Source organism: Bradyrhizobium sp. CCBAU 53351 (assembly GCF_015291745.1).
Lineage (GTDB): Bacteria > Pseudomonadota > Alphaproteobacteria > Rhizobiales > Xanthobacteraceae > Bradyrhizobium.
The window spans coordinates 841,811-868,229 of record NZ_CP030060.1 but is presented as its reverse complement, the minus strand read 5'-3'; the positions used below and the strand labels follow the sequence as shown (position 1 = coordinate 868,229).

The 26,419-nt window shown below is 61.6% G+C and carries 20 protein-coding genes and 12 pseudogenes; 19 read left to right on the top strand and 13 right to left on the bottom strand.

The window, feature by feature from the left end; genetic code table 11:
• Positions 1–2 precede the first annotated feature (2 nt).
• Together XH83_RS38990 and XH83_RS38985 are read right to left on the bottom strand one after the other, a co-directional pair.
• A pseudogene (locus XH83_RS38990) lies at positions 3–347 on the bottom strand (ATP-binding protein); the annotation flags it as partial.
• A pseudogene (locus XH83_RS38985) lies at positions 344–1,335 on the bottom strand (IS21 family transposase); the annotation flags it as partial. The pseudogenes XH83_RS38990 and XH83_RS38985, both read right to left, overlap by 4 nt.
• On the opposite strand from XH83_RS38985, the pseudogene XH83_RS40130 reads away from it, so the two are divergent.
• Positions 1,336–1,893: pseudogene (locus XH83_RS40130) on the top strand (IS110 family transposase); the annotation flags it as partial. It lies immediately after the preceding pseudogene.
• A gap of 331 nt (positions 1,894–2,224) precedes the next feature.
• Here the strand turns inward: XH83_RS40130 and XH83_RS38975 are convergent.
• Positions 2,225–2,584: pseudogene (locus tag XH83_RS38975) on the bottom strand (transposase); the annotation flags it as partial.
• Between the two features lie 66 nt (positions 2,585–2,650).
• On the opposite strand from XH83_RS38975, the pseudogene XH83_RS38970 reads away from it, so the two are divergent.
• From XH83_RS38970 to tnpB (XH83_RS38960), 3 genes and pseudogenes are all read left to right on the top strand, one after another.
• A pseudogene (locus XH83_RS38970) lies at positions 2,651–3,574 on the top strand (IS3 family transposase); the annotation flags it as partial.
• Between the two features lie 27 nt (positions 3,575–3,601).
• Positions 3,602–3,703 (top strand): annotated as a pseudogene (locus XH83_RS40595) (hypothetical protein); the annotation flags it as partial.
• Between the two features lie 484 nt (positions 3,704–4,187).
• Positions 4,188–4,481, top strand: coding sequence for an IS66 family insertion sequence element accessory protein TnpB (tnpB, locus tag XH83_RS38960; protein ID WP_246776539.1), 294 nt, complete (start codon positions 4,188–4,190; stop codon positions 4,479–4,481).
• Positions 4,482–5,016: 535 nt separating this feature from the next.
• Here tnpB (XH83_RS38960) and XH83_RS38955 read toward each other — a convergent pair.
• The 6 genes and pseudogenes from XH83_RS38955 to XH83_RS38930 all read right to left on the bottom strand — a co-directional run bounded on the left by XH83_RS38955 (position 5,017) and on the right by XH83_RS38930 (position 10,124).
• Positions 5,017–6,242 (bottom strand): annotated as a pseudogene (locus tag XH83_RS38955) (IS256 family transposase).
• 129 nt (positions 6,243–6,371) lie between these two features.
• On the bottom strand, positions 6,372–7,271 hold the full coding sequence (gene istA / locus XH83_RS38950) for an IS21 family transposase (protein ID WP_164934314.1): 900 nt from the start codon (positions 7,269–7,271) through the stop codon (positions 6,372–6,374).
• 291 nt (positions 7,272–7,562) lie between these two features.
• The gene (locus XH83_RS38945; RefSeq protein WP_128929832.1) at positions 7,563–7,802 is read right to left on the bottom strand and encodes a hypothetical protein; all 240 of its coding nucleotides are present in this window, start codon (positions 7,800–7,802) and stop codon (positions 7,563–7,565) included.
• Positions 7,799–8,992: an IS91 family transposase gene (locus XH83_RS38940; protein WP_128929833.1), complete on the bottom strand. Its 1,194-nt coding sequence runs from the start codon at positions 8,990–8,992 to the stop codon at positions 7,799–7,801. The genes XH83_RS38945 and XH83_RS38940 overlap by 4 nt, the downstream gene beginning before the upstream one ends.
• 9 nt (positions 8,993–9,001) lie before the next feature.
• Positions 9,002–9,862 carry a site-specific integrase gene (locus XH83_RS38935; RefSeq protein WP_164935788.1) on the bottom strand — a complete coding sequence of 287 codons (861 nt, stop codon included), beginning with the start codon at positions 9,860–9,862 and terminating at the stop codon, positions 9,002–9,004.
• A gap of 130 nt (positions 9,863–9,992) precedes the next feature.
• Positions 9,993–10,124, bottom strand: a complete 132-nt coding sequence (locus XH83_RS38930) for a transposase (protein ID WP_371746382.1) — start codon at positions 10,122–10,124, stop codon at positions 9,993–9,995.
• Positions 10,125–10,290: 166 nt separating this feature from the next.
• On the opposite strand from XH83_RS38930, the gene XH83_RS38925 reads away from it, so the two are divergent.
• The 5 genes and pseudogenes from XH83_RS38925 to XH83_RS38905 form a co-directional block, all read left to right on the top strand.
• Entirely contained in the window at positions 10,291–10,602 is a 312-nt protein-coding gene (locus XH83_RS38925) for a transposase (RefSeq protein WP_128929863.1), read from the top strand.
• A gap of 280 nt (positions 10,603–10,882) precedes the next feature.
• On the top strand, positions 10,883–12,169 hold the full coding sequence (locus XH83_RS38920; RefSeq protein WP_371746375.1) for an IS110 family transposase: 1,287 nt from the start codon (positions 10,883–10,885) through the stop codon (positions 12,167–12,169).
• 33 nt (positions 12,170–12,202) lie between these two features.
• On the top strand, positions 12,203–12,859 hold the full coding sequence (locus tag XH83_RS38915; RefSeq protein ID WP_128929865.1) for an IS3 family transposase: 657 nt from the start codon (positions 12,203–12,205) through the stop codon (positions 12,857–12,859).
• An 82-nt stretch (positions 12,860–12,941) separates the two neighbouring features.
• Positions 12,942–13,106 carry a hypothetical protein gene (locus tag XH83_RS38910; protein WP_164934318.1) on the top strand — a complete coding sequence of 55 codons (165 nt, stop codon included), beginning with the start codon at positions 12,942–12,944 and terminating at the stop codon, positions 13,104–13,106.
• A 79-nt stretch (positions 13,107–13,185) separates the two neighbouring features.
• Positions 13,186–14,043: pseudogene (locus XH83_RS38905) on the top strand (IS66 family transposase); the annotation flags it as partial.
• Between the two features lie 136 nt (positions 14,044–14,179).
• Here XH83_RS38905 and XH83_RS38900 read toward each other — a convergent pair.
• The 3 genes and pseudogenes from XH83_RS38900 to XH83_RS38890 all read right to left on the bottom strand — a co-directional run.
• A pseudogene (locus XH83_RS38900) lies at positions 14,180–14,748 on the bottom strand (IS5 family transposase); the annotation flags it as partial.
• Between the two features lie 65 nt (positions 14,749–14,813).
• A complete protein-coding gene (locus tag XH83_RS38895; RefSeq protein ID WP_164934298.1) occupies positions 14,814–15,908 on the bottom strand; it encodes a C45 family peptidase in 1,095 nt (364 codons plus the stop codon).
• Positions 15,909–16,183: 275 nt separating this feature from the next.
• Positions 16,184–16,864 (bottom strand): hypothetical protein, encoded by a 681-nt coding sequence (locus XH83_RS38890; RefSeq protein ID WP_128929867.1) that lies wholly within the window; start codon positions 16,862–16,864, stop codon positions 16,184–16,186.
• A gap of 216 nt (positions 16,865–17,080) precedes the next feature.
• On the opposite strand from XH83_RS38890, the gene XH83_RS38885 reads away from it, so the two are divergent.
• The 10 genes and pseudogenes from XH83_RS38885 (at position 17,081) to XH83_RS38845 (ending at position 24,882) form a co-directional block, all read left to right on the top strand.
• Positions 17,081–17,755 carry a transposase gene (locus XH83_RS38885; protein WP_164939080.1) on the top strand — a complete coding sequence of 225 codons (675 nt, stop codon included), beginning with the start codon at positions 17,081–17,083 and terminating at the stop codon, positions 17,753–17,755.
• Positions 17,756–17,769: 14 nt separating this feature from the next.
• Positions 17,770–18,531: an IS21-like element helper ATPase IstB gene (istB, locus tag XH83_RS38880; protein ID WP_128929869.1), complete on the top strand. Its 762-nt coding sequence runs from the start codon at positions 17,770–17,772 to the stop codon at positions 18,529–18,531.
• A gap of 375 nt (positions 18,532–18,906) precedes the next feature.
• Positions 18,907–19,260: an IS66 family insertion sequence element accessory protein TnpB gene (gene tnpB, locus XH83_RS38875; RefSeq protein WP_128929870.1), complete on the top strand. Its 354-nt coding sequence runs from the start codon at positions 18,907–18,909 to the stop codon at positions 19,258–19,260.
• Between the two features lie 51 nt (positions 19,261–19,311).
• The gene (locus XH83_RS40125) at positions 19,312–19,587 is read left to right on the top strand and encodes a transposase (protein ID WP_232995629.1); all 276 of its coding nucleotides are present in this window, start codon (positions 19,312–19,314) and stop codon (positions 19,585–19,587) included.
• A 36-nt stretch (positions 19,588–19,623) separates the two neighbouring features.
• Positions 19,624–20,818 (top strand): annotated as a pseudogene (locus XH83_RS40115) (IS66 family transposase).
• A 41-nt stretch (positions 20,819–20,859) separates the two neighbouring features.
• Positions 20,860–22,098 carry a tyrosine-type recombinase/integrase gene (locus XH83_RS38865; RefSeq protein WP_128929871.1) on the top strand — a complete coding sequence of 413 codons (1,239 nt, stop codon included), beginning with the start codon at positions 20,860–20,862 and terminating at the stop codon, positions 22,096–22,098.
• A pseudogene (locus XH83_RS38860) lies at positions 22,095–23,020 on the top strand (tyrosine-type recombinase/integrase). Before XH83_RS38865 ends, XH83_RS38860 begins: the two are co-directional and overlap by 4 nt.
• The gene (locus XH83_RS38855) at positions 23,017–24,018 is read left to right on the top strand and encodes a tyrosine-type recombinase/integrase (protein ID WP_128929872.1); all 1,002 of its coding nucleotides are present in this window, start codon (positions 23,017–23,019) and stop codon (positions 24,016–24,018) included. Before XH83_RS38860 ends, XH83_RS38855 begins: the two are co-directional and overlap by 4 nt.
• A 113-nt stretch (positions 24,019–24,131) precedes the next feature.
• Positions 24,132–24,284, top strand: a pseudogene (locus XH83_RS40590) (transposase domain-containing protein); the annotation flags it as partial.
• 58 nt (positions 24,285–24,342) lie between these two features.
• Complete coding sequence (locus tag XH83_RS38845; RefSeq protein ID WP_246767934.1) at positions 24,343–24,882, top strand: plasmid pRiA4b ORF-3 family protein; 540 nt, start codon at positions 24,343–24,345, stop codon at positions 24,880–24,882.
• A 41-nt stretch (positions 24,883–24,923) separates the two neighbouring features.
• On the opposite strand, the gene ccrA is transcribed toward XH83_RS38845, so the two are convergent.
• A complete protein-coding gene (gene ccrA / locus XH83_RS38840) occupies positions 24,924–26,201 on the bottom strand; it encodes a crotonyl-CoA carboxylase/reductase (RefSeq protein ID WP_232995631.1) in 1,278 nt (425 codons plus the stop codon).
• Between the last annotated feature and the right edge of the window lie 218 nt (positions 26,202–26,419).

Sequence of the window (26,419 nt, the reverse complement as noted above, 5' to 3'; positions counted from 1 at the left end):
TCGGGCGGCCCGAACAGGAGCAAATTGGCACCCTTACCCAACCAGCTGTCACCGGCGGCGAGCGCCATCACCTGCGCCTTGGAGATCATCGGCACGGCCTCGAAGTCGAAGCCGCCGAAGGTCTTCCCAGCAGACAGCCGCGCCTCGACGAGATGGCGCTCGGTGAGCCGGCGACCGCGTTCGGCGATCTCGTGCTCGGCAATGGTGGCGAGGAAGCGGGCCGCTGGCCAACCTTCCTTGTCGGACTGCTCGGCAAATTGCGCCCACAGCACCTTGATGGCCGGGAGGCGGAGCTCGTTGAGCAACAGATTGAGGCGCGCGGTATCAACGGTATTGGCTACGCTCATGCGGCACCTCCGATCTCGGCAGTACCGATGAGGCATTCGTAGGTGGCAAGGGGGTGCGAGCTGCACCACGACGTTCGGCAGGTGGGCGGGTCAGGAGCGAAGTGAGCGCGCAGCCGGTTAGGTTCAGGCAGTCGGCCGGCCTCGAGGTCGGCGGTGAGCTGATCGGCGAGTTCGGTCTCGCAGCCGCGTTCATGAGCGAGCGCGAGGAGATCGACCATGATCCGGCAGGCTTTTTTGTCCGGCAAGCGTTCGCGCAACCGATCGAAGGTCTTCCAATAGGCATCGCGCGGGAACAGCCGATCTCGGTAGACCAGATTGAGAAGCGCCATCGGCTTGCGCCGCAGGGAATGGATCACGTGCCGATAATCTCGAGACGATCATCGTAAAGGCGCACCCGCAGCCGGTGACCGATCAGGCGCGATGGCACCGTGTAGAACACCTTGCGCAGGGTGAAGCCGCCGGACGATGTCACGCGGACGATCACCTCTTCGTAGTCGGAGGTGCGCCGATCGGGCAGCTCCTGCAACACCACGCGCTCGCTATCGATCCGCTTGGCGTTGCGGGCATTGCGGCGGCTGACGATCTCGTCGATGAAGCCGCGATAGGTGGCAAGATCGTCGAAGTCGACAGTTCCGCGCAGCAGCAAGGCATCCGCGATTGCTCGCTTCAGATGACCGTGGGGCCCTTCGATCGAATCATTCTCGTGAGCAACGCCTCGATTGTTGCGGGAATGCCCCATGCCGTAATGGGCACAAAGGGCCTCGTATCGCTGCGTCAGATCATCCCGAGCATGGCAATCGAGATTGCGGAATGCGGCCGACAGGCTGTCGGTCCGATGCTCCCGCGGCGCCCCACCGAGCGACCAGAGGGCATTCTGCAGGCCTTCGGCCAGGGCAACGAAGCTCTCACCGCCAAGCACGACGTGGGCGTGCGCGAACCCGCAATAGGCCAAACGGACGTGATAGAGACGATGATCCAGCGGTGCGCCGATTTGTCGCCAGTGATGCGTCGCCTGGTGGGCGCTCGCTTCGCCGATCTCCGCCGCCTCGAAGAACGGATCCGCGAATTGACACAGGAGATCGAAGCGGTTGCCGATCGAGAGGACGTCACCCGCCGGCTGATGACAATTCCTGGTATCGGCGCATTGGGTGCGACCGCCGTACTTGCCGCGATCGGTGATGGGCTGCAGTTTCGCAAGGCCCGCGACCTTGCTGCCTGGCTGGGGTTAGTGCCCAGGCAATACTCGAGCGGCGGAAAACAGACGTTGCTTGGCGTCAGCAAACGCGGCAACCGTTATCTGAGAAAGCTTTTGGTGCAGGGCGCGCGATCCTGCTTCCGGCATTTGGACCGGACGCGCGATCGCCTAGGAAGCTGGCTCGACGGGCTCCAGGCTCGGATGCATCCGAACAAGGCCGTTGTCGCTCTAGCCGCCAAGATGGCCCGCATTGTGTGGGTGGTCTTGAACAAGCCCGGAGCACTCTACGAACGCAGAGATCCTGCCTTGCCTGACGCTTCTGGCTTCGATTGCAAGGCTCGGGAACAGTGATGACGAAACAGTGGATCAACATGCCGTAAGCCCTGTGCAAAAAAGCGGGCTTCCTGCCCGAACTATTTATTGGGAACGGCGTGCGCGGATCTCATCATGGCGTGGCTGCAACAGCAGTCCACTCGCGAGAGGCCGGATACATTTATGCAACTGGAAGCGCTGCATCGCGAATCCGTGCCAGATGGTCGGCTCGAGGACACGCCTGATCAATCAGACGCGGGCTTTCTGCCTCGAGTACGGTGTACCTTTGCGTCAGGGTGCCGGAATATTCAATCTCGAGTTGCCGCGCGTTTGAATGACGAAGGAAACGCGCTTGAAGATCCACTTGGTCCTCCTCCTTCACGGCAACGAAGCGCATTGTCGGTCGCGTAGCGGCCTCAGCGATCGCCTCGGCGTCGATGATATCGTTCTTGTTTGACTTCACGTAGGGCTTCACGAATTGCACGGGGATCAGGCGCACCTTGTGACCAAGTGCCTGTATCTTCCGGGCGAGCCACTGTGGACCGACGCAGGATTCCATGCCAACTATGCTTGGTTGTGCGCGCGCAAAGAACTGAAGAAGGGTGTCCCCTCGAAAGCGAAATTTCTGAACAGGTGTGCCGTCGCAGCTCAGGCCAACGACGTGGAATAGGTTCTTGCCAATGTCGATTCCATAGACAGCCGCGGGTCGCGGCAAATTGCGATCGGCCATGATACTCTCCTCTTTAGTCTGCCCTTCCTATGATGAGGGAGGAGGACGGGGCGGTCCATCCCATTAATGGTGACGCCCGCGGGCAAGCGGAAAGCTGTCGCGTATCTCATGGTTGCCCACGGGATGAGCGAACGGCGGGCGTGTAAAGCCATCGGCTGCTGCCGCATGACCATCAGATATCTGACAATCCGGGCGGACGATGCCGTCCTACGGCAGCGCATGCGGGCGATCGCCCACGAACGCCGTCGTTTTTGTTTGTCGGCGCCTGCACGTGCTGCTCAACCGGGAGGGCTACCTGGTCAAACCACAAGAAGCTGTTCCGGGGAAGAGAGGCTTGCGGTACGCCGCCGCGGCGGCCGCAAGCGGGCCGCCCTTGGGACCCGGGCGCCAATGACGGTGCCGATGGCCCGCAACGATCGCTGGTTGCTCGACTTCGTGTCGGATCAGCTGACCTGCGGCCGCCGCTTCAGCGTCCTCACCGTGGTCGATGACTGCACCCGCGAGTGCTTGGCGCTAGTCGCCGATACCTCGCTCTCCGGCATCCGCGTGGCGCGGGAACTGGACCGGCTGATGTTCGAGCGCGGCGAGCCCAGGATGGTGGTCAGCGACAACGGCACCGAGCTCACCAGCAACGCCATCCTGACATGGGCCGATCAAAGCCCCGTCGGTTGGCATTACATCGCGCCGGGCAAGCCCATGCAGAATGCGTTCATCGAGCGCTTCAATGGCCGGCTGCGGGACGAACTGCTCAACGAGACGCTGTTCACGTCACTGGCGCAGGCCCTCGTCGCGCTCGGATGCGGGCGGGCCCACTACAACGACGCACGACCACACTCTCAGCTCGGATGGAAAACGCCGTCCGAGTTCGCCGACACCTGCCATCCGCGACGGGATCTGGCGCTGTGCGTTATGCCGAAGGCTCTGCGCCAGCTCCCGTCGCTCCCCCAACTGGGCAAATCCAACGACCGGGGCGAACTCAGGGCTGGATAAAACTTGGGGCAAGGTCAGCACGTGCGGATGCAGGTCAATGTGTTGGGTGCCGAGCGTCGGCGGCGATGGAGTTACGACGAGAAGGTCCGTCTGTCGAGGAGACGTTTGCAGGCCGGCGAGACGGTCTGCGGCGTCGCGCGCCGGCATGGGGTGGCTCACGACTTCCAGCTCTTCGAACGTCAGCGCCAACTGCGCTTGCGGGTAAATCCGCGCACCGTCGTCGGTTTGCCACAGCCTCTTCCGCCGCCAGCTCGTCCCCGGTGGCGTCAGATCTGACGCTTTAGCTTGGCGATCTGCAACTTCTGCTGCGCAATCAGTGCCTCGCATAGCTTGCTGTTCCGGCAGGCGCGCCAAGCCGCCTGGGCGGTGATGCGGTGCCAGCTCTGGTTCCTGTCGAGATCACACGTGCACCGGCATCGATCAGCACGTCGCAACTGGCGTCTTCGCCTCCTAAGCAACGCGCAACGGCTGGAATCATCGAGATCGAGCTTAGCGGCGGCTGTCGTGTTCGCGTTGATCGCGACGAGCTGCAGCGGGTTTTTGAGCTTCTGCGACGACGATGATCCCGCTCCCGAGCGGCGTCAGGGTATGGATCGCGACTGGCCACACCGACATGCGTCGGGCCATGCAAAGTTTGGCGCTTGCGGTTCAGGAAAGCTTGGAGCGCGATCCCCATGCCGGCGATCTCTATATCTTATGGGGCCGCCGCGGCCTTCTGGTCAAGATTCTCTCGCATGACGGCTTGGGCATGTCGCTCTATGCCAAGCGCCTGGATCACGGCAGGTTCATCTGGCCGTCGACGTCGGTCGGCGCGGTGTCGATCTCGGCAGCGCAAATGGCTTACATGCTCGAGGGCATCGACTGGTGGACTCCCCAACTGAGCTGGCGGCCGCAGAGCGGGGGCTAATCCAGGAAAATCCTCATATTGCCGACATTTGGGAGTCCCAATGCATTCAATCTGTGATTCACTGCGTCGCATGAATGCGGATCGCGACGCCGCTCCGGATGACGTTGCCGCCCTGAAGGCGGCGCCGGCAGCCGAGCGCGCTAAGGGTACGGAGATCGCCGCCGAGCTCGCGGTCGCCCGTGCGAAAGCGTCGGAAGACGCGCCGAGTGGCCAGACCTTCCCGGAGCACCTGAACTCAGGACTGGATAACACTTGGGGGCGAGGTCACGATAAATGTCAGTGGCTAGTTTGATGATGTTGTCGCAGCCGCTACCGCCGGGAATGTCCGAAGTTTTGTGTAAGCGATTTCTGTGAAGGTGGGTTTTGCGTTTGAGACATTGAAAGCTGGCATCGACGGCATGGCCGATAATTCTGCTTGGCCGGACCGAGCGGTCAAGCCCCGAAGCCGCGCAGCGGCGCGCCGCAGGCGCGGGGCTTGACGGCGAAGGTTCGGTCCAAACGATCATGGTCGGCGCCGTGATGTCGGTTGTGATCATCAGCGCGCTGTTCCGGGAAACCGCGCGCCGAAGTGGATGGCGAACTGCCCCATCGCGGCAGTCCATTCAACCGGTCGCCGCCAATAAACGCCAGCGTTCCTGAGGGCGAGATACAACAGCTTGAGCGCCGCCTCGTCGGTCGGGAAGCTGCCGCGGGTCTTGATGATCTTGCGCAGCGAACGATGTAGCGCCTCGACCCCGTTTGTCGTGTAGATCATCTTTCGGATGCCAGGCGCGAAGGCGAAGAACGGCACTACGTGCTCCCACGCTTTGCGCCAGATCTGGCCAATGGCGGGATAGCGCTTGCCCCATTCGGCCTCGAACTCGGCAAGCCTCAGCGCCGCCGCGTCGGCACTCTCAGCCCGATAGATCGCCTTTCGAGGGCAGGATCGCCTTGCGGTCCTTCCAGGAGACGAAGGCAAGGCTGTTACGGATCAGGTGCACGATGCAGGTCTGCACCAGCGTCTGCGGGTAGACCGATGTGATCGCCTCGGGAAACCCCTTCAGCTCGTCGACGACGGCAATCAGGATATCGTTGACGCCGCGCGCCTTGAGTTCGTTGACGACCCGCAGCCAGAATTTGGCGCCCTCGGTCTGCTCGATCCAGAGCCCGAGCGTCCTTCTCGCCATCGGCATTGTAGGCGAGCGCAACGTAGACCGCCTTGTTCTTGACCAGCCCTTCGTCGCGTATCTTGACCCGCAGCGCGTCAAAAAAGACGATTGGGTACACGGCGTCGAGCGGCCGGCTCTGGCATTCCCGGACCTCATCGAGGACGGCGTCGGCCACCCGGCTAATGAGATCGGGCGAGACCTCGGCGCCTTAGAGCTCGGCCAGGTGGCCCTGGATCTCCCGCACCGTCATGCCGCGGGCATAGAGGCTCAGGATCTTGTCGTCGAAACCATCGAACCGGGTCTGCCCCTTGGCGGTCAACTGCGGCTCGAAGCTGCCGGCCCGATCGCGAGGCACGGTAATCTCGATCTCGCCATCCTCCGTCAGGATCGTCTTCGAGCTTGTCCCGTTGCGGCTGTTGCCTGAGCCCCGGCCGGCAGGATCACCCTTCTCGTAGCCCAAATGCTCGGTCAGCTCGGCTCCAAGTGCGCGCTCGATCAAGGCCTTCTTGAGCTGCTTGAACAGCCCATTCTCGCCGGTCAGGTTTTCGGGCTTGCTGTAGTTCGCAAGAAGCTGGTCCAGCAGTTCAGGGGTAATCGTCGTATCGGTGGTCATGTGAGTCTCCAATTAAGGTAAACTCACAGAAACCTCCTTACACATCGTTCCGGACACCCTCCTACCGCCCCGCTCGCAGAGGAGGTCCGTAACGCACAGAGCCGTGGCACGAGCCACTATCGGTCGCAGCTATTTTATCAGACAAGACTCTGCATAAGAGTCGTTGAGGTCCGCGATCGCCTTGCGGATGGCCCCGTTGAGTTCGTCAAGCGAGAAGAAGCGCCGGTTCCGCAGCCGCGCCAGCACAAACCGCTGGACGATCTGCACCGCCACTTCCACCTTCGCCTTGTCGCGTGGTTTGCGCGGACGCGTGGGCAGGATCGCGGTGCCGTAGTGCTCGGCCAGCTCCTGGTAGGTGCGGTTGATGCCCGGCTCATAGCGACAGGTGGCGGTGACGCCGGCCTTCAGATTGTCGCAGACGATCGCCTTCGGCACGCCGCCGATCGCGCGCAACGTATTGGCGTGCAGCCCGATCCAGTCGGCCAGCCCTTCCGACCAACGCGCCTCGGCAAAGGTGTAGTTGGATGCTCCTAGCACCGCGACGAAGACATGGGCCAGCCGCTGCGCGCCGGTCGCGGCGTCGAACACCGGCACCGTGTCGCCCGCGAAGTCGACGAACAGCTTCTCTCCAGGCCCATGCGTCTGCCGCATGGTCGGCGAGATCGCCTCGCTCCATTCCCGGTAGAGATCGCAAAACCGGCTGTAGCCATAGCCGTCGGCGTGCTCCGCGCGATATTCCTCCCACAACAGGAGCAACGTCACGCTGCGCCGCTTCAGCTCCCGGTGCACCGCCTTCCAGTCGGGCAACGGCCGCGCCGGCTTCTCCTCGAATGTCGGCGGCGTGAACAGCCGGCGCTCGAGTTCGCCGTCGTCCATCCCTTCCGGCACCGGCCAGGTGATGCCGATCACGGCAGCCCGCCGCAGATACTCGCCAACCGTCGATCGGCTGATGCCGACCGTGACGGCGATCTGCCGCTCGCTCACGCCAAGGGCGTGCCGCAGTCTCAAAACTTCTCGAACCTTCCGCATCGGCGCTCTCTCGGCGGGCATCAGACCTTCCCTTGCTTGGTCGCAAAGGTGGGCTGGTCCGCGATTCGATCGCCGTCTTCGAGAGCGTCAGGCGGTCTCAACAGGGTGGCCGGCTTCGATCGGAATGGGTGGCCGACTTCCGTCGGAATCGGTGGCCGGATTGCGTCGGAATACTGGAGGGTTCAAATAGGTCCCGCGTCGCAGATCTCGCCGCAAGTCCAGCGCGGGACCTATTTGAAGCTGGATTGAACGAAGCCGCGTCTTGTGAGCGAGGACCTATGGGGGCTCGATCTAGGCGCCGGTAGGCGCGATTGACCCGATGTCGGGCCCGCGAGCGAGTGTGGCCGCAGATTGCCGTTGATATTGGCAGCAGAGGATGCCGGCGTCGATAGCGTCGAACGGCGCGTCAAGCCCAAGCGGCTGACTATCGCCCGTTCGCCGCGCGTTGTGAGCGTGCTTGATCGTTCCGACGGAGAACGTCGGCATGGCGATGCCTGCAGTGGGAGCGAACAAGTCGAGGTAGTCGGTCATGATGTATCGCAGCGAGGTGCTGCGCGTCGCGGCGTTTGCGCACGCGGCACAGGCCCAATCTCGACCATGCGGCCTCCGCAGATGGGGCACAAGTCGAGGCGGTGACCAATGAGGATGGCGCAGCGCTCACGATAGTCGACAGCTTCGGCAGGCGGAGGCGGCTCTGGCGCCTTTAGCGCCGCTCGGATGCGCGCGAGTTTGGCGACGCGGCAGGCGTTCGCCAGGAAGCCAAAATGACGGATGCGGCGAAACCCCTTCGGCAATACGTGGAGCAGAAAGCGACGAAGGAACTCCTCAGTGTCGAGCGTCATCACTTTGGATCTGTTGCCAGCGCGATAATCCTTCCACCGGAAGCGGACGTGGCCCTGGTCACAGGTAAGGAGCCGGCCGTTGGCGATTGCAACGCGATGGGTGTAGCGCCCGAGATAGGCCAGAACCTGTTCTGGTCCGCCGAAGGGACGCTTGGCGTAGACGACCCACTCGACCTTGCGGAGGGCGGTTAGATGGCGGGCGAATGCCGCTGGCTCGACGAGGTGCGCGAGATGGCCGAAGAACTGGAGCTTGGTGCCATTGAACGCCGCCTGCAGGCGCTCCAGGAACAGCCGACGATACAATCGTGACAGGACGCGAACGGGAAGGAAGAAGCCGGGGCGACAATGAACCCAGCTTCCATCAGGGGCGATCCCGCCGCCTGGCACGAGGCAATGGGCATGCGGATGATGCGTCAGGGTCTGGCCCCAGGTATGGAGAATGGCGATCATCCCGGTCTCGGCACCGAGATGCTTCGGGTCGGCGCTGATGAGACGGATCGTCTCGGCTGCTGCCTTGAGCAGGATGTCGTAGACCGCCGTCTTGTTCTGCAGCGCGATGGCGGCCACCGGCGCCGGCACGGTGAAGACGACATGGAAATAGGGGACCGGCAGCAGGTCGGCCTGGCGCTCGGCGAGCCATTGGGCGCGCGCGAGCGCTTGGCACTTTGGACAGTGCCGATCGCGACAGCTGTTATAGGCGACGCGGACCAGGCCGCAGTCGTCGCACCGCTCGACGTGGCCGCCGAGCGTCGCTGTGCGACACGCCTCGATGGCCGCCATCACACGGCGCTGATCGGAGGACAGCCGAGGACCCTGCGCGGCACGGAAGGCGCCGCCGTGGCGGCGGAGGATGTCCGCCACCTCGAGCACGGGGCGCATATGCGCAGCTCAGTCGGGTGGGATCACCCTGACGGAGAGTCCATCGAATGGGCTGGTCGTGCGGGCGAGCAGGTTGGTCGCAACCTGAGCGTAGCGCGCGGTCGATCCCAGGTCGGCATGTCCGAGCAGAACTTGAATGATGCGAATGTCGATCCCGCTTTCCAGGAGATGGGTCGCAAACGAGTGCCGGAGCGTATGGACAGTAATCGGCTTGGCAAGCCGAGCGCGGCGGCGGGCGGCGCGGCAGGCCGCCTGGACGCAGCGGACGCTGACATGTTCACTTGGGTCTTGGCCTGGAAATAGCCACAGCCCCGGTCGGGCTCGCATCCAGTACGTACGCAGAATCTCCAGCAGTCGCGGAGAAAGCATCGCGTAACGATCCCTGCCGCCCTTACCGTTCTCGATGTGGATCAACATTCGCTTGCTGTCGATCGAGCTCACCTTCAGGCGGACGACTTCACTAACCCGTAAGCCAGCCGCATAAGCCGTCGCCAGCACGACGCGATTGCGCACCCCTGTAACCGCGTCCAGGAAGCGCTCGATCTCTTCGGCACTAAGCACGAGCGGGAGCTTGTCGGGCTTCTGGCCACCAATGATCCGCTCGAATGCCTCCGTCTGCCCGAGTGTGACGCCGTAGAAGAACCGCAGCGCGCAGGCCACCTGATTGATGTGGGACCACGAGCGCTTTTGGCCGATGAGATGTAGTTGGTAGGCGCGGACCTGCTCGAAACTCAACCGGTCCGGGGCATAGCCGAAATGGCGGCTAAACTTTGCGATCGCATAGATATAGGATTGTTGAGTCGACGGCGACAGATTGCGGACCGTCATGTCCTCGATCATGCGCTGCCGAAGAGGGCTCATCGTAGCCATCTGGGTCTCCTGTCTTGAGAGGGGTGGTGCGAAGACCAACATCCTCTCAGACAGGACACCTCAGTTCAGCAGGTTTGCCCCCTACTGCCGCGTAGCGGGTTCGTTCAATCAGTGGCCGGCTTGCATCGGATTACGCATGCTGGGGCCGGCAGCCATGGCGACGGGCGACGTCTGTGACAACCGCCCCCAGCTCGAGGCTTTCCGCGGCAATCTGTGCCTTCAATTCATCCGGCCACCGCTTGCGACCTGCGCCAGCGAACACTTCAATACGCGGTGACAACGGTCGTCTTATGGTAAGCGCGAATTTCTCCGCACCTTTTGCTTTTGAGTGCCGTGATGCATGAGGTGTCCACCAAAATAGGTGGACACTGAACCTCCTCCGAATGAGTGGACACCTGTAGTAGGCTCGTTGAGCCCGGAGGTGTCGAATGGAACGTCAACGTCGGTCGTTTACCGAGGATTACAAGCGTCGGGCCGCCGAACTGGTCGCGTCGAGCGGTCGCTCGATCGGGTCGGTTGCTAAGGAGCTCGGTCTGCGGGATTCGGTGCTGCGACGGTGGGTAGATAAGCTCCGGCAGGAGCCGGGATCGGCGGCGTGGCGACCCACCACGCAGGCGACGCCGATGCCGGCGGACCAGGCTTCGGAGATCGCCCGCCTACGTCAGGAGAACGAACGGCTGCGCATGGAGCGCGACATTTTAAAAAACTGTCCAGCGTCGTGGCGCGCCTGCGCGGAATAGAAACAGCCTTGTGCTATCCTTTAGCTCGGAGGGTAGCGGCCGTCAGCTTATTGGAGGCGCTGTCCCCGTTAAAAAACGTGGTCCATGGGCGCATGCGGACTTGAGAGTGGTGACGCCGTTTCGACGGCGATCCCGATTAGGAAGATGACAAATTGGCATAGCCCTGACCCTCCAGCCCATCATCGGACGGAGGAGTTGCGATGCCTAACAGGACAACCGACCGCGGCCCGGACCTAAAGCTGGTCAACCTCGGCGCGGCCCTATCGATATCGGATCAAAGATGCACATGGCCGCGGTAAACCCGGCCTGCACCGACAAGCCAGTGCGTGCATTCGGCACATTCACGCAAGACCTGCATGAACTGGCGGACTGGTTCAAGATGTGCGGCGTGACCAGTGTCGCGATGGAATCCACTGGGGTCTATTGGATCCCAGTCTACGAGATCTTAGAACAGCGCGGGTTTGAGGTCATTCTGGTCAACGCGCGGTACGCCAAGAATGTACCTGGCCGTAAAACCGATCTCAGCGATGCCGCTTGGTTACGCCAGCTCCACTCCTATGGCCTGTTACGGGGCAGCTTCCGACCCGATGCCGAGATCGCAACGTTGCGAGCCTATCTACGCCAGCGCGAGCGGCTCGTGGAATATGCTGCCGCCCATATCCAACATATGCAAAAGGCTCTGATGGAGATGAACCTGCAGCTCCATCATGTTGTGTCGGATATCACCGGCGCGACCGGCATGCGGATTATCCGAGCCATTGTTGCAGGCGAACGCAATCCCGACGTCCCGGCAACCTATCGGGACGTGCGCTGCCACTCATCGATCGAGACGATCCGCGCAGCGCTCGTAGGCAATGACCGCCACGAACATGTTTTCGCGTTAGCTCAATCACTGGAGCTCTACGACGTTTATCAGGCAAAGATGCTCGACTGTGATCGCAAGCTCGAAGTCCTGATCAGTGCATTGAACACCAAAGGAGCAAGACCGGTCGGAAACCTAGCCAAGCCGCGCGTAAAGACCAAGCAGGTCAACACCCCCACCTTCGATGTCAGGACCGCACTGTACAGAGTGCGGGGCGTCGATTTGACTGAGATCCACGGGTTGGGTCCGTCGCTCGCATTGAAGCTCATTGGCGAGTGCGGTATCGATCTAACGGCATGGCCGAGCGCCAAACACTTCACTTCCTGGCTCTGCCTCGCACCCGGCAACAAGATCTCCGGCGGCAAGGTGCTGTCTTCGCGCACACGGAGATCTTCAAGTCGCGCAGCTGCGTTGTTGCGTTTGGCAGCCACAACCGTGGGGCGGAGCGAGACAGCGCTGGGAGCATTCTATCGCCGGTTGTCAGCACGTGCGGGTAAATCGAAGGCGGTGACGGCGACGGCTCGCAAGATTGCGGTTTTATTCTACAACACACTCCGGCACGGCATGAGCTACAAGGATCCTGGCGCCGACCAATATGAGCAGCAATATCGTAGCCGCGTCCTCGCCAACCTACAGCGCCGGGCGAAATCGCTAGGCTTCGTGTTGCAGGCCATCCCGGGCGACGCCAATCCGGCTGTTTCTTAGGAAGTCGATCGCGATCTTCGTCGGAACCCGGACATGAGCTTCCGCTTCATCGAAGACCATCGCGAGACCTATCCGGTCCGCCTGATGTGCGCCGTGCTCGAGGTCTCGCCGGCCGGCTATTACGCCCGGCGCGAGCGCCCGGTGAGCGAGCGGGCAAAATCAAATGCCACGCTCCGGGCAGCGATCCGGCTGGTCCATCAAGACAGCAGCGGACGCTACGGCAGCCCCCGCGTCCATGCCGCCCTGCGGGCGCAGGGCCGTGGTCCCAGTCGCGGTCGAATTGAACGGATGATGCGTCGGTACGGTATTCGCGCCATCATGGCACCGCCGCGCCGTGTGCGCACCACCGACAGCCGCCACGGTCTGCCGATCGCACCGAACCTGATCGCGCGGGACTTCACCGCGGAAGACCCGAACCGGGTCTGGCTCGCCGATATCACCTATATTCCGACCGCTGAAGGTTGGCTGTATCTGGCGGCCGTCATGGACCTGTTCAGCCGAAAGATCGTCGGCTGGGCCATGCGGGATCATATGCAGGTCGAACTTGCATCTGCCGCCCTGACGATGGCGATCCAGCAGCAACTCGCGCTCAAGTCCAGAGCGATATCTTCGCCTTCATCGAGGGCTTCTACAACCGAACCAGGCTCCATTCCGCCATCGGATATATCCCCCCGATCGAAATGGAGCTAAAAGCCGCTTAACCCGTCCACTTTTTCGAGGGAAGATCAGGATCGCTTATTATGGGCAATACACCCGCTCAGCGCTTTATCCGTTGGCGCGCTACATCAACCAGACGTTAGGTATTTGGTTGAAGCGAAAGTACAAGCGCTTCCATCACCGTTTAGGACGCGCGCGTCTCTTCCTGGAGAAGATCGTGCGTGAGAACCGCAGGCTCTTTGTGCATTGGCAACTCGGCGGTGGCGGCAAGCTTGCCTGATGGGAGCCGGGTGAGGCGAGAGTCTCACGCCCGGTTCTGCGAGAGGCTGGAGGTGAAATCCCTCCGGCCTACTCACCCCACCATCCGGATCCTGGCGAAGGGCAAATGCACGACCGGCCGGATCTGGACGTATGTGCGGGATGACCGGCCGTTCGCCGGGCCTGCGCCGCCGGCGGCGGTCTATTATGCCTCGGGCAACCGACGGGGCGAACATCCTCAGAGGCATCTGGCCGCCTTCGCCGGCATTCTGCAGGCGGATTGCTATGGCGGCTTCGAGCCGTTGTTCGATCCAAAAAGGAAAGCAATGCCGATCACTCCGGCATTTTGCCTGGCCCATGCGCGGCGGGGATTCTTCGAGCTGGCTGACATCGAGAAAGCCGCCCGGGAAGGCAAGGGCAAACCGGTCTCCCCGATCGCGCTGGAGGCGGTCAGGCGTCTTGACGCCCTGTTCGAGATCGAGCGCGCCATCAACGGCCGTGGTGCCGACGAGCGGCGTGCTGTGCGCCAGGAGCGGAGCAAGCCGCTGCTCGACGACATGCACGCCTGGCTGCTCCGCGAGCGAGAAAGCCTCTCCCGCTCCGCCGAGGTCCTGAAGCCCATGAACTACATGCTCAAGCGCTGGGACGGCTTCGTCCGCTTCCTCGACGATGGCAGGATCTGCTTGATCAACAATTGCGCTGAGCGTGCATTGAGAGGCATTGCCTTGGGAAGGCGCAACTGGACCTTCGCTGGCAGCCAACGTGGCGCCGACCGTGCCGCTATCATGCTGACGATGATCACGACCTGTCGCCTCAACGACGTCGATCCCAAGGCTTGGCTCGCCGACGTCCTCGCCCGGATCGCCGATCTTCCCACCTCGCGTCTGCGCGAACTGCTGCCCTGGGAATGGAAGCTCCTTCACCAAGCCGGCAAGTCCGCCGATCAGCAAGCCGCCTGACCTTCACGCAACGCCATCGTAGAACTCGCCGTGCTCGCGCGCATGCGTCAATCAGGCGGCCTTCGTCGTATGCGTACGCTCCTCAAGCGGTGGAATTGGTGAAAGCTCCTGTCGCGGCTTAGCCCCGGCGGATACCGACAGGCTTGGCACCACGATCGATGATTTCGGCGCGAAAGCCGTCGCCGTCGTACCCTTTGTCACCAATGAGGGCAGACATCGGTGGCGCGAGTTCCAAAAGGGCCGGCGCTGCGGCTATATCTGCATCCTGGCCTGGAGTGAGATGAAATGCGCAAGGTCTGCAGTCAGGGTCGCTCAGCGCATGGATTTTCGTGGTCCGCCCACCGCGCGAGTGGCCGATCGCTTGTTCATGCTCCCCCCCTTTTCCGCCGCTCGCCGAGCGATGCGCTTGATCGAGGTGGAGTCGATGGATAAAGTCACGCCGTCCTTGCCACAGCGGGCGAGCGCTTCAAAGATCGCCTGCCAATGTCCACGCTTGGCCGAGCGATTGAACCGATTGTAGATCGTTGTGTAAGGACCGTAGTCGGGCGGACAATCGCGCCAGCGTGCGCCGCACTGAAGCATGTGAATGATACCGCTGATGATGCGCCGATCGTCATCGCGCGCCGGGCCGGTCTGGTTCATCGGCAGATGCGGCTCTATCTGAGCCCACTGCTTGTCGTTAAGCCAAAACAGCCCTTTGCGCATCGAAGTCCCCCGTGCCGAATCAACTCGGTGCGAGGGAATCAGAACCGGCTAATTAGGTACAGACCCTAAATCCAAAGATCAAATCGCTCAAGCGGCGCGCTGCACGGGGGTCCGTCAGTGGCGAACAAAACACGCTTGCTTAGATCCATAATGATGGCGGAAAGGGTACTATTCGGATACTGCGTATCCTGGTTCGGGTGACAGCAAATGGATGCCGGGTAAGAGAAATGGTCTTTGAGGCCCAACAAAATATGATCCACATCCACCTGCCCGAGCCTTGAGCGCAGATGTCGACCAAAGCGACGGGACCGAAACGGACTGTCGGGCACAAAGCGCTCCCATTCTGAAGGTATTCGTGTTCCCGGCTCAAAATGATTTGCGTGTGAAATTACCCCATCCTCAGGATAAATGTACCGTTTGTCATTGGGGGAGCTCTCAATGTTGATAATCTCGCCATCAGCATGGCCAATCAGGTAGTTCATAGAGATGTTTCGATCAGCGCGGATAATCGCGCTTATCGCGCGGTCGAATGTCGGCGCCTGAAGGATGGACCGGCACCTCAGCTTAAACGGGGCGGTCATGAGTGCCGAGCCATCAATAGGCGAAACCAAGCTGTTGCAGACTAGCCCGATCCCAGCTTCATTCAGTCCCGCTATGGGGCCGGCGCAGCCTGCTTCGAAGATGCCCAGCCATTGCGGGTTAGCGGGCGTCACTACTTTGCCTACAAAAAGGGTGCCCCGAACTGCCGCTTGCCCATCGATCGTTTGCGCCAGCATTGTTGTATTTTGCGCGGTTACCTCGGGCATTAATCCGGCAGACGTGCAGCCATCCAAAATCCCATACGATAGATCGGCGGCTCGACGTGCCATCAGGCGTAGCCAAATCTCATGCCGGACGTTAAGCATCACAACCGTATAGAGGGGCATAAAGGCAGCGTCGGCAATTCCCCTCAGCTCTTCAACGTAGTCGGGTCGTAGATCTTCAAGGAAGCGCAACCAACCAGTTGCTTCAGCTTGAATTTGCGCAAGATTAGTTCCGTTAGCGCAAAAGCGTTTTAAATAAAAGTCAGCATTGGCCGCGATTTCCGATCGCATCAGCTCTCCTTGCTGCTGTCCCCTTTCGCGGGGTATCGCAGTAAAGACGGTAAGCTTAAGACTCATTGAAAGATCTCCTTGCATTGGTATGTCCGCTTCTACGCGGTGGGCGGAGCGACGCGATAACTCGGATCGAAGTCGTGAGCCTTGTACGGTGACCCGGATGGTGTATAGAGATCCGATGGAGAGGCTGCTGGTAGCTGAAGTGCTTGGCACGCTCATTAACTCACAAGCGTATGGCATCTAGTCTAGAGAGCGGCAATCGGTGGGGCGTTAGCTCAAGACCTTCGTCGCCGGTATTGTTCCGGCCCGCAGCCCGCAAATGCAACGACGTTAGACGATCAGTTCAGGTCCGGCGTTACGTCTAACAATTGCTTAAGTTCATAGCCTGTCATCCAGAACAGCCAATCGTTAGCGACGATATTCTCTTGCACCAGGTGAATGTCTGCTCCGCCTGGTTCATTGTGAACCGGATCATAGACGTTCTTATCCAACGACCACCGCCCAGCTAGGCCACAGAGAAAGTCGGGAGCCCACATCGCAAGACTGACGCCACGCATAGTCCCCGTCATGATCTTGAGCAGGCCCGAGCCCCTGAAGTCGGGGCGGATCCAGATATCCCCGTGGTACACCACTTTACCTGTAATGCTGCGCGCCATCTGAGCAGTACAAACGCAGCGATCTTCAGGATGTGCATCTATCGTCGGATTCGCATAGAAGAACTTCAGCGTTTCGAGGTGTGCTGCAAGGGTGGTTTGCGACAGGTCATAGAAGCGCGCGGCCTCGACGAGCGCCACTTTGTTTTCCTTATCAAAACCCACAAGCCAATACCCTTCGCCCGTTCGAATCGGTGAGCGGTCTGGCCGAAAGATGGGATAAGTATTGGGTTTGTCTGCTAGCGAGGCTGTGATCGCGATGTACTCGTTGAAATCACACCCAATGGAAAGCCTGATGCCCATTTTCGCGGCCGCGTCATCGTAAACCTGGAGAAAGCGCAGCAAGGGATTCAAGGTGTATGTCATATTTGTTAGTCCTCTGTGTGAGGCTGGTTGTATCCTTTTATCGATCCTCACTGCTCGGCCGCAAGAGATTCCTGCCTATCTACTCTTGTAGGGTGAGTGATCTAGGCCGACCGCTCGTAGCTAGGAAACGTTCTCTTCCTGGATTGCCTAAGGAAAACCATGCTGTGAAAGCGACGGCCGTGCGGACGGCATGTCCTATCGTTAGGAGCAATAGGATTGAGGCGACGCCGATCCTATGCCAGGATCATGCGTAAACTCGGCGTGAGCCGCAACGAGCTGTTCGCACAGATCGACAAGCCGGCGCTCAACGCCCTGCCGCCGATGCCATATCAGTATGCCGAGTGGAAGAAGTGCCGAGTCGCGCCCGACTATCACGTCGAGATCGCCGGTCACTACTACTCGGTGCCCTCGCGTCTGATCCGCGAAGAGCTCGAGGCGCGCGTCACCGACAGGACGGTCGAGATCCTGCACAAGGGCAGCCGGGTTGCCAGCCACGCCCGCTCTGACGTACCCCAATGCCACACCACGATCCCGGAGCACATGCCGAGCGCGCACCGGCGTTATGCCGAATGGACCCCGGCGCGGATCAAGCGAGAAGCCGCCAAGATCGGCCCTGCCACGATCGCTCTCGTCGAAGCAATCATGAAAGCCAAACCACACCCCGAGCAGGGCTTCCGGGCTTGTCTCGGCATTTTGCGGCTCGCGCGCAGCTACGGCTCGGCCCGCATCGAGGCCGCCTGCCAGCGTGGCAACGACATCGGCGCGACCACCTACGGCTCGATCAAGTCGATCCTGCAGCACGGGCTCGATCGCGCCTACGCCAACGAGAGACCGCCAGACGGCCCACCGATCCGACACGGCAATATCCGCGGCACCGATTACTACCAGTGAAGAAAGGAGAGACGATGTTGACACATCCCACCCACGACCGCCTCGTCGCGCTCGGGCTTACCGGCATGGCGAAGGCCCTCGACGAACAGCAGCGACAACCCGACATTGCCGCGCTGGCCTTCGAGGAGCGCCTCGCACTGCTCGTCGACCGTGAAGCGACCGAGCGCGAGAACAAGCGGCTGGTTGCTCGGTTGCGGTTCGCAAGTCTCCGGCAGAACGCCGTCGTCGAGGATATCGACATGAAGGCGCCGCGCGGGCTCGACAAGCCGCTGTTCCAAAAGCTCGTCGCTGGCGAGTGGATCGACCGGCATCAGAACCTGCTCATCATCGACCCGACCGGCGTCGGCAAGAGCTGGATTGCTTGCGCCTTGGGCCACAAGGCCTGCCGGGACAACCGCTCCGTGCTTTATCAACGGCTGCCGCGGCTGTTCGAGGCGCTCACTCTCGCGCGGGGCGACGGCCGCCACGCTCGCCTGCTCAGGACCCTGGCGCGCGTCGAGCTTCTGGTCCTCGACGACTGGGGACTTGCCCCGATGACTGCCGAGCAGCAACGCGACCTGTTGGAGATGATGGAGGATCGCCATGGCCGCGGCTCGACCTTGGTGACAAGCCAGCTCCCGGTCGAGCATTGGCACGAGCTCATCGGCAACCCAACCATTGCCGACGCTATCCTCGATCGCCTCGTACACAACGCCCACAGGCTCAATCTCAAGGGCGAGAGCCTGCGCAAAGCCGCCGCCAAGCGTCAGACGCTTGACGACGAGCCCGCCAACTGACCTGATGACGACGTCGTCGCGAGACCCCGCCTCGGCAGGCGGCCGGGATCATCGGAATCCACGGCCGGCTTCAATCGGTACAGGCGGCCGGCTTCGCCCGGAATCCGCGGCCGACTTCGTCGGAATACGCACCCAGCAGGTGCACGACTGGCGACGCCGGGCACGTTTGGGCCAGTTGGTGCTGCCGACTTCGGAGACGCTGTCGTTCGTGCCGGTGGTATCGGAATCGGCGCTACCGGCGGCCGCAGAGCCGACCAGGTCGCCGGAAGCAGCCATTGTGACGGTTGAGCTCCAGGGAGCACGCGTGGAGGTGCGGGGGGCGCCTGGCCTTGCTGTGTTGAGCGACGTGTTCTTAGCGCTTCGACGGACACGTTCATGCTGACGCCGCCCGCGAGCCTCATGCTTTACGTGGCGACGCAACCTGTAGACTTCAGAAAAGGTGCGGAGGGCTTGGCGCTGTTGGCGAAGGAGACGCTGGGCCATGACCCGATGAAGGGTGTGCCGGTGGTGTTCCGTGCGATGCGCTCTAACCGGGTGAAGATCGTCGTCTGGGATGGCAGCGGCCTTGTGATGTACTGGAAGCGGCTCGATGGCAGCGGCTTCAAATGGCCTCACATTGTGGCCGGCGTGATGCGGATGAATGCCGCCCAGCTGTCGGTGCTTCTGGCTGGCATGGATTGGACGCGCATGCATGCGCCTCGCGACGCACCGCCGAAAGCACTTGCGTAAAGATACAAATCTTCGCTGCATCGGGGCGCGAAGCATGGCAGACTCGGGGCAATGAGTGATTTGCCTGATGAACTGCCGAGCGATCCGGCCGAGTTGCGGGTCTTTGCCGCGGCTCTGCTGGATCGCTGCGCCAGGCTCGAGCGGTTGCTCAAGCTTGCAAAAGATGCGCAGTTCGGTCGGTCCTCGGAAAAGCTGGACGCTGATCAGCTGCAGTTTGTTCTGGAGGATATCGATCAGGCCGTCGCCGCCCTCGAAGCAGCCGAAGATCGCCCCAATCCCAGAGTTTGCGAGAAGAGAGCTGCCGCGCGCAGAGCCAACAGGGTTTAACTTCCGTGGCATTTGCCGCGCATCGTCGAAATCCTGATGCCAGCGGAGACCAGTTGCCCGTGTTGTAACGGCGACCTCTTCGAGATCAGTCACGATGAGAGTCAGAGGCTCGATGTCGTTCCGGCGCAGTATCGCGTCATCGTAACCCGCCGGCCCAAGCTGGCCTGCCGCGCCTGTCACGGCGTCGTCCTCCAGCAGGCTGCGCCCGAGCGACTGATCAGGGGAGGATTGCCCACCGAGCGGCTGGTCGCGCATGTGATCGACGCCAAGTATCATTGGCATTTGCCGCTTTACCGCCAGGCGCAGATGTTGGCGACCCACGGAATAGCGCTGGATCGTTCCACGCTCGCCTTCTGGGTCGGCTATGCGGCCCAGGAATTGAAGGCATCGTCTGCGCCAGCTTCTGCTCGCCTCCTCGAAGCTCTGTGTCGATGAGACTCCCGCACCGGTGTTAGATCCGGGGCGCGGCAGGACGAAAACTGGCTACTTCTGGGCGCTGTCACGCGATGACAGGCCCTGGGCCGGACCTGACCCACCTGGGTGGTTTACGCTTATGCACCGGGCCGTGGAGCCGTCCGGCTTGAGGCTGCTCGAAGGCTATCGCGGCATCATCCACTGCGACGGAGCTTACAAGACGATGATCCGAGAGAGGCGTGCGGACGCCCTGTCCGGGACGCTCGCCTTCTGGTCGCATCTGCGGCGCCAGTTTGTGAAGATCGAGCGCGAGGCTTCGCCGGCGCCAGCTCCGGTTGCCCGCCAGGCTCTTGAACGCATCGCCCAGCTTTACGCAGTCGAGAAGGCCCTCCGCGGCCGATCGGATGCGGAGGGCTGTGCCGGCAGGCAGGCGCATGCTCGGCCTCTCGCTACAGCCTTGAAGCAGTGGGTTGAGGCCAAGCTTGATCACCTTGCACCGAAGAGCGACACGGCGAAGGCCTTGCGTTACGCGCTCCGTCATTGGAGCGGCCTGACACTCTACCTTGATGACGGGCGCATCGAGATGGACACGAATGCTGTCGAGCGTGCGATGCGGCCGATCAAGCTCAACGCCAAGAACTCTCTTTTTGCCGGGTGCGACGAGGGCGCCGAGGATTGGGCAGTCCTGGCTTCGTTCATTGAGACAGCCCTATGCCGCGCGCGGCATAGGGCTGTTTATGCCGCCCGCCGAACTATGCCGAGTCGGGTCGTTTTCCCCAGATTTCTGGCTGACCGGCGTTTGGTCGGTTCGGCATAGTTCGTTCTGTGCCTCCGCTTTCAACAGCGGAGAACAGGAAGATGGAAGTTGAAAAGTACTTGGGCAGAAGCCGGCTGTACCGGCGTCTCAGAAGCGGGCCGCACGGACAACTCGTCGAGCGCTACGCCGCTCGTCTCATCGAAGAGAGGCTCGTTCGGCACGGCACGTGGCGTTGCCTCAACGTGGTTGGCGGGCTCCTGAGTTGGATGGCGGGCCGTCGCTACAAGCTGGTCGATCTCGATGAGCAGGTCGTTGAGCGGTACCTCCGGCATCGAGGCGGAAGGCAGTCTATCCAACCCGGTGACCGGGCCGCGCTCAAGCGATGGCTGTCGGTGCTGCGCGAGGAAGGCGTGATCGCGCCGTCGGTGCTGCCGCCTCTCACCCCGCACGAACGGATCTTCAAGGAGTTCGATGCCTACCTGCGATCAGAGCGCGGCTTGGCCCCGAGGTCCATCGTCCGCCATCTCCCGGTCATCCGCAGGTTCCTGCACGAGGTGTGCTCCGGCGGCGCCGCCCTGGGCAAGATCAGCCAAGAGGACGTGATCCGCTACATTGAGCGCCACGCCCAGGATTGGAGCCCGGGAACAGGCAAGGCGATGTGCTGGTCGTTGCGCGCCTTTCTCCGTTACCTCCACCATCGGGGGCTGAACGCGCGCCCGTTGGCGGATTGCGTTCCATCGATGCGGCGATGGAAGCTCGCAACTCTGCCGACCTATCTGCCTGCGGCACAGGTGCGGAAGGCTCTCGACGGTTGCGACCGAGAGACAGTGATGGGACGGCGGGACTACGCCATTCTGTTGTTGCTAGCCAAGCTCGGCCTGCGGGCCGACGAGGTCGCGACGCTCACCCTTGATGATATCGACTGGCGCGCCAGCGAGATACTCGTTCGCGCCAAGGGCCGACAGCGTGCACGGATGCCGATACCGCCAGACGTTGGCGCGGCCATCGTTGCATATCTCCGCAATGGCCGCCCAAAGTCGTCGTGCCGACGATTGTTCGTCCGTACGCTCGCGCCACACGTCGGCTTTGCTTCCGGATGTGCGATCACCATGATCGCCAAGGCCGCTCTCGATCGCGTTGGAATCGAAGGTTGCGCACATCGCGGCGCCCATATCTTCCGACACAGTCTCGCTACCGAGCTTCTCCGATCTGGCGCCACCTTGTCGGAGATCGGACAGTTGCTGCGGCACGAGAACCACGACACTACCCGGATTTACTCGAAGGTCGACATCGATGCGCTGAGAACATTGAGCCTGCCCTGGCCGGGAGGCGTGCAATGACCAATCTGCGCGCCGCACTCGATAAGTACCTGAGCATGCGCAAGGGTTTGGATACAAGTACGAGCACCAGACCCGTCGGCTCGCCGACTTCGTCGCCTTCATGGAGAAGCGCAAGGCGAGGATCATCACGACGAAGCTGGCCATGGAATGGGCAACGCTGCCGCCCGATCGTCATGCATCCTGGGCGCTGCGATTGAGCGACGTGCGCGGGTTCGCGCGCCATGTCGCCAACTTCGACCCGAGAACGGAGGTGCCGCCCGTCGGCATGCTGCCCGGATGGAAGCGCGCCAAGCCCTATGTTTACAGCGACGCGGAGATCGATGCGTTGCTGACGGCAGCGCTGGCTCTGCCACCAGCGGACGGGCTGCGCCGATGGACCTACCATGCCTTGTTCGGGCTGATCGCGGTGACGGGCATGCGTATATCCGAGGCGATGGGCCTGGAGCGTGATGACGTCGACCTCGACGCCGGCGTGCTGACGGTCCGGCTGACCAAGTTCGGCAAGTCGCGGCTCGTGCCATTGCATCCGACGACGAGAACCGCGCTGCGCGACTACGCCCACCGGCGCGATGCGCTGCTCGGGTCACGCTGCGGCTCGACCTTCTTCGTTGCCGAACAGGGAGGCCGCTTGCTGCACCAGTACGTTCATCGCGTCTTCTGGCGATTGTCCAGAGAGATCGGGCTGCGGCGCCCAGGTGATCGTACCGGGCCACGCGTGCATGACTTCCGTCATCGCTTCGCCATCCGGACGCTGCTCAACTGGTATCGCGAAGGCAAGAACGTCGAGCAACAACTCCCAGTGCTCTCCACTTACCTCGGCCACGTCTGCGTGCGCGACACTTACTGGTATCTCTCGGCCTGCCCCGAGTTGATGGAGGAAGCCGCGCGGCGTCTCGATCGGCGATGGGAGGTGACGCCATGAAGCCCGCTTGCAATGTCGCCACGTTGATCGAGCGCTTCTTCACCGAGCGCCTCATGCGCCAGCGCAATGTTAGCGGCAACACGATCGCCTCCTACAGAGACACGTTCCGGCTGCTGTTCATGTTCGCTCGGGTGCAGCTGCGCAAGTCCCCATCGGCCCTGACGCTCGCCGATCTGGATGCAACGTTCATCGGCGCGTTCCTCACCGATCTCGAGGTAACGCGCGGCGCCAGTGCGAAGACGCGTAACCTGCGTCTGACGGCCATCCGATCCTTCTTCAGGTTCGTGTCCTTCGAGGAACCGGCACACAGTGCGCTGATCCAGCGCGTGCTCGCCATACCGAGCAAGCGTCACGACAAGCGAAAGGTGCACTTCCTGACGCGCCCCGAGATCGAGGCGGTTCTCGCAGCGCCCGATCGAACGACGTGGCTTGGCCGCCGCGATCACACCTTGCTGTTAGTCGCGGCCCAGACAGGCTTACGCCTCTCAGAGCTGACTGGCCTTGACCGGGATGCCGTCCACCTCGGGTCTGGCGCACACGTGCGATGCGTCGGTAAAGGGCGGAAGGAGCGGACCACTCCGCTGACCACACTCGCTCGGTGTGCGCTCCAGGCATGGCTCAAGGAACCGTTGCGGAAAGGAGCAACAGCGTTGTTCCCGAACGTGCACGGGGGCCGGCTCAGTGCCGACAGCGTCCAGTCCCTGCTGGGAAAGCATGTTCGTGTCGCTCACAAGAGTTGCCCGTCTTTGAAGGCCAAGAGCGTGTCGCCGCACGTGCTGAGGCACAGCGCTGCGATGGAACTGCTGCAAGCCGGCGTCGACTGTTCTGTGATCGCGCTGTGGCTCGGTCATGAATCGGTCGAGACGACGCAGACGTACCTGCACGCCCACCTCGCCCTCAAGGAAGCTGCCCTGGCGAAGCTCAAGCCGTACGAGCGCGGCAAGCTAACCCGCTTCCAGCCGAACGACCGCCTGCTCGCCTTTCTGGAGGCGCTCTGAACGACCAGACTATGCCGAATGGAATGGGGCTGCCCTGCACGCGATCGGCGGTGCCAGCGTGACAACGGCGTGCCATACCAACTCCGTTCGGCATAGTTCGGCGGGCGGCATAAACCTGTAAGCTCAATGGCGTCAGTGCCGAGCACTGGCTCGCTGATGTTCTCGCCAATCTCGTCAATGGTTGGCCTGCGGCGCGACTGGACGAACTGCTCCCTTGGGCATCGATCTACACGATGCTTCCATACGATCCGAGGCTGGCGGCATGAGCCTGAACACGACCGCGGTCCGGATCAAGGTGACCTCAAGGACGTGAAACCGGAGGTGATGCGTCGCCTCGTCGTACCCGTCACCCTGCGCTTGGATCGGCTGCATCTGTCGCTTCAGGCGGCATTTGGCTGGACGAACAGCCACCTCTTCGAGTTCTTCGCTGGTGAGGTCCGTTGGGGGATTCCAGATCCTCACAACGATTACGCCCACCAGCCCATGGATGCCAGCAAAGCGCGGCCTTGCGATGTCGTTCGCGAGACTGGCGCCAAGACGATCCATTATCTCTATGACTTCGGCGACAGCTGGGACCATGTGATCAAGCTCGAAAAATGGTTCGAGAACACCACGACGGAGGGACTTCCCTTCTTGCTCGAAGCCGCCGGTCGTTGTCCTCCGGAAGACGTCGGCGGTGCGCCGGGTTATGCCGAATACCTTGAAGCCATCAGAGACCCTGCCCATCCGGACCACGAACATATGCGCCTCTGGGGTCCGGCGCGGTTCGATCCCAACATCGTCGACCGGAAGGCGCTCGAAGCCGCCGTCAACGCGCTGTCCGACACATGGAAACCGCGGCGACGCGCGACGCGAACAAAATAGGCGTCAAGGGCCAGTCAAAAGCCGCAGAACTGCGCTTACGGTTAAGGCAACGCAGCCGCGGATAAAATGTCCTCCAAATTTCGTAGTCCGATTCGCGGCGCATTGATCAGAACAGCCATGTTTCCGGGCCTGTGCTGATTCTTCCACATCTTCGTATGCGCTCGCGCAACTTCCTCCCACGGCAGGACCTCGCTCATACTCGGGTCGATTCGGCGATCGAGCACAAAACGGTTCGCAGCATTTGCCTGTTTGAGATTCGCGAAATGAGAACCTTGAATTCGCTTCTGGCGCATCCAGATATAACGGGCATCGAAGGTAAGATTGAAACCTGTTGTGCTGCCGCAAACGACTACCATGCCACCGCGCTTTACGACGATCGTCGAGACGGGGAATGTTTGCTCACCTGGATGCTCGAACACAATATCGATATCGCGCTTTCCAGTAACATCCCAAATTGCCCTTCCAAACCGCCGCACCTCCTTGAGCCAAGGCCCGTATTGAGGTGAATTTACTGCCGGCATAGGGCCCCAGCAATTGAATTCAGTGCGGACTATAACACCCTTTGCACCAAGCGATCTTACATAATCGGCCTTAGTCCGATCGGAAACGACTCCGATTGCATTGGCGCCGCATGCTGTTGCAAGCTGCACTGCAGATACCCCGAGCCCGCCCGTAGCACCCCAAATCAGCACGTAGTCGCCAGCCTTTAGAATGTGCGGCGGGTGTCCGAACAACATCCGGTAAGCCGTTGCAAGCGTTAGCGTGTAGCAACAGGCCTGCTCCCAGCTGAGGTGAGCTGGCTTCGGCATCAATTGCCGTGGCTGCACGCGGCAGAACTGGGCGTAAGAACCATCAGGCGTCTCGTATCCCCAGATCCTCTGGGAAGGTGAGAGGAGCGGTTCGCCACCATTGCAATCCTCATCATCCCCGTCGTCCTGATTGCAGTGGATGACCACCTCGTCCCCAACCCTCCACCGGCGCACCCTTGCTCCTACCGCCCAAACCACTCCAGCCGCATCCGATCCGGCCACATGATAGGAGCATAGGTGCACATCAAAGGGGGACATCGGCGCCCCTAACGCCGCCCACACTCCGTTATAGTTGATGCCTGCAGCAGCGACCATGACCAATACTTCATCCTCGCCGATCGGCCAAGTCGGCACCACTTCTACCAGCATCGAACTCTCTGGCGGCCCGTGGCGCTCGCGCCGTATGGTCCACGCGTACATACGTTCGGGAACGTGTCCGAGGGGCGGCACTTCGCCGACCTTGTACAAATCCTTCTGGCGGGAGGCCTGTCGTGATGTATTGGGGTCCAACTTCAACTCCTCTGCGCTGTGATGTGGTGCGCGGGCAGAGTGCTCTCCGCCTTAGTACAGTCGTCGGCCTGCGCAGCCTCTCCAAGCAAGCAGCAATTAACGTGCCGCCACAGTGAGAGGAGTAGACGGAGGCAAACGCTTAACGTGGACACGATGCAAACGGGACAGCTTCACCTTGCACCAGGATCGTCGACCGCGCCTGTCGAGGCTGCACGAAA

What these genes read in the sequence shown, in the direction of transcription:
- tnpB (WP_246776539.1), top strand. Translation starts at nt 4,188, where the DNA reads ATGCGTCGGGCCATGCAAAGTTTGGCGCTTGCGGTTCAGGAAAGCTTG.
- istA (WP_164934314.1), bottom strand. Translation starts at nt 7,271, where the DNA reads ATGCGGAAGGTTCGAGAAGTTTTGAGACTGCGGCACGCCCTTGGCGTG.
- XH83_RS38945 (WP_128929832.1), bottom strand. Translation starts at nt 7,802, where the DNA reads ATGACCGACTACCTCGACTTGTTCGCTCCCACTGCAGGCATCGCCATG.
- XH83_RS38940 (WP_128929833.1), bottom strand. Translation starts at nt 8,992, where the DNA reads ATGCGCCCCGTGCTCGAGGTGGCGGACATCCTCCGCCGCCACGGCGGC.
- XH83_RS38935 (WP_164935788.1), bottom strand. Translation starts at nt 9,862, where the DNA reads ATGGCTACGATGAGCCCTCTTCGGCAGCGCATGATCGAGGACATGACG.
- XH83_RS38925 (WP_128929863.1), top strand. Translation starts at nt 10,291, where the DNA reads ATGGAACGTCAACGTCGGTCGTTTACCGAGGATTACAAGCGTCGGGCC.
- XH83_RS38920 (WP_371746375.1), top strand. Translation starts at nt 10,883, where the DNA reads ATGCACATGGCCGCGGTAAACCCGGCCTGCACCGACAAGCCAGTGCGT.
- XH83_RS38915 (WP_128929865.1), top strand. Translation starts at nt 12,203, where the DNA reads ATGAGCTTCCGCTTCATCGAAGACCATCGCGAGACCTATCCGGTCCGC.
- XH83_RS38895 (WP_164934298.1), bottom strand. Translation starts at nt 15,908, where the DNA reads ATGAGTCTTAAGCTTACCGTCTTTACTGCGATACCCCGCGAAAGGGGA.
- XH83_RS38890 (WP_128929867.1), bottom strand. Translation starts at nt 16,864, where the DNA reads ATGACATACACCTTGAATCCCTTGCTGCGCTTTCTCCAGGTTTACGAT.
- istB (WP_128929869.1), top strand. Translation starts at nt 17,770, where the DNA reads ATGTTGACACATCCCACCCACGACCGCCTCGTCGCGCTCGGGCTTACC.
- tnpB (WP_128929870.1), top strand. Translation starts at nt 18,907, where the DNA reads ATGCTGACGCCGCCCGCGAGCCTCATGCTTTACGTGGCGACGCAACCT.
- XH83_RS40125 (WP_232995629.1), top strand. Translation starts at nt 19,312, where the DNA reads ATGAGTGATTTGCCTGATGAACTGCCGAGCGATCCGGCCGAGTTGCGG.
- XH83_RS38865 (WP_128929871.1), top strand. Translation starts at nt 20,860, where the DNA reads ATGGAAGTTGAAAAGTACTTGGGCAGAAGCCGGCTGTACCGGCGTCTC.
- XH83_RS38855 (WP_128929872.1), top strand. Translation starts at nt 23,017, where the DNA reads ATGAAGCCCGCTTGCAATGTCGCCACGTTGATCGAGCGCTTCTTCACC.
- XH83_RS38845 (WP_246767934.1), top strand. Translation starts at nt 24,343, where the DNA reads ATGCGTCGCCTCGTCGTACCCGTCACCCTGCGCTTGGATCGGCTGCAT.